The organism is Streptomyces sp. B1866, from assembly GCF_031932565.1.
GTDB lineage: Bacteria > Actinomycetota > Actinomycetes > Streptomycetales > Streptomycetaceae > Streptomyces.
In genome coordinates, this window is the sequence record NZ_JAVSCF010000489.1 from 1 (window position 1) to 1815 (window position 1815).

2 protein-coding genes are annotated in these 1815 nt (G+C 79.0%); both read left to right on the forward strand.

Annotated elements, in window-relative coordinates; genetic code table 11:
* On the forward strand, positions 1-672 hold a 672-nt coding region (locus tag RKE29_RS29705), incomplete at its 5' end, for an RDD family protein (RefSeq protein WP_312008812.1).
* Positions 673-974: 302 nt separating this feature from the next.
* Positions 975-1610: an RDD family protein gene (locus RKE29_RS29710; protein ID WP_312008813.1), complete on the forward strand. Its 636-nt coding sequence runs from the start codon at positions 975-977 to the stop codon at positions 1608-1610.
* The last annotated feature ends 205 nt before the right edge of the window (positions 1611-1815 follow it).

Below are 1815 nucleotides of genomic sequence, written 5' to 3' on the forward strand. Positions count from 1 at the left end.
CCCGCAGGAACCGGACCGGCCGCCGCGCCCGGCGGCGGTGCCGGGTGGGCCGAGCAGGTGCAGCGGCTCGCCCGGCAGACCGACTCCCGCGCCGCCGCCGCGCCCGGGCCCGGCGACGGGCCGCCCGAGGGCGTCATCCCGTGGCGGCCGCCCGTCGACAACCCCTTCCTCCAGGCCGCCCAGGCGCAGGGCCGGCCCGCGCCCCTCGGCCGCCGCCTGGCCGCCCGGCTCATCGACACCCTCGTCCTCCTCGGCGCCGTCGGGGCGGCCGCCTTCCCGCTGTGGCAGAAGGCCGCCGACCACATCGACGAGAAGGTGGACCGCGCCAAGCAGAGCGGCGAGACCGTCACCGTCTACCTGCTGGACGGCACGACGGGCGGCTACCTCGCCGCGGTGGTCGCCGCCCTGCTGGTCCTCGGCGTCCTGTACGAGGCGCTGCCCACCGCCCGCTGGGGCCGTACGCTCGGCAAGCGGCTGTGCGGGCTGCGCACCCTCGACATCGAGGGGCACGACGCCCCGGGCTTCGGCGCCGCGCTGCGCCGCTGGCTGGCGTACGGCGTGCTGGGGCTGCTGCTGGTGGGGGTGGTGAACGTGCTGTGGTGCCTGTTCGACCGGCCGTGGCGGCAGTGCTGGCACGACAAGGCGGCGCACACCTTCGTCGCGGTCGACTGACCGGCCGGCCTGCTCGTCGGCCGATGGGCCGGCCGATCGAGCGGCCGGCCGGGCGGGTCGGCGGCCGGCCCGCCCGCACCGCGACTGACCACCAGGGCGTCCGGTCCCGCCCGGCCCCCGCCGGGCCCCCGGTCCCGCCGGTCGCCGCCCGGCCCGGCTGGGCGGGCGGCCGGGCGGGCACGTCCGGCCAACCGGCCGGCGCGGCGCCGTGGCAGCCGCCGCGCCGACCGTTAGGGCCATCGGCTTCGCCCGAACGGCGCGCGCCGGATGCGCCGCGCCACGCGGCGGGTTGGACTCGGGCCATGAGCACCGACCAGCCGCCGCCCCCGGAACCCGGGGAAGGGCCCGACGAGCCGCGCGACCGCGACCCGTTCGGGCCCCGGCAGCCGCCGCCGGCCGGCCCTCGGGGCGGCCCCGGCTACGGCGCGCCCCCCGGCGGGCCGTACGGCGGGCAGTGGCCCGGCGGCGAGGCTCCGGGCGGGGAGACGCCGGCCGACATGCCGCCGCCCGCGCACCTCGGCCGCCGCCTGGTCGCCCGGCTCATCGACGCTCTGATCATCGGCATCCCGGTCGGCGTGGTGACGGCCGCCGTGCTCGGCGGGTACAACCCGGCCGACGACACCGGGGATTCGACCGCCGTCACGATCATCTACGCGCTGGTGTACTTCGTCTACGAGGGCCTGATGCTGACGGCCAGCGGCCAGACGGTCGGCAAGAAGATCATGGGGATCCGCGTCGCGATGCTCGCGGACGGCTCGGTCCCGGCCGGCGGCGCGGGGTGGATGCGGGCGGCGGTGTACGCGCTTCCGGAGGTGGTGCCGTGCTGCGGTTTCGTCTTCTGGCTGGTCAATGTCCTGTGGTGCACGTGGGACCGGCCGTACCGGCAGTGTCTGCACGACAAGGCGGCCGGGACGGTCGTGGTACCCGCGGGCCGGTGAGCCGTACGCCGCCATACCCCGGACCGTACGAGGCGCCCCGGCCGTACGAGGCGCCCCGGCCGTACGCGCCGCACGACGGCACGCGCCGCCCCGGCCGTACGCCGCCCCGGAGCCCGCCGCCCGTCCGTCCGTCCGTCCGCCGGCCGGGCGGTCAGCCGCCCAGCGAGTGCTCGCCCACCGCGCGCCGCCGCCCGGCGCCCGGGCC

Excerpts from the sequence above, each read along its gene's own strand:
- RKE29_RS29710 (WP_312008813.1), top strand. The coding sequence starts at position 975 with ATGAGCACCGACCAGCCGCCGCCCCCGGAACCCGGGGAAGGGCCCGAC.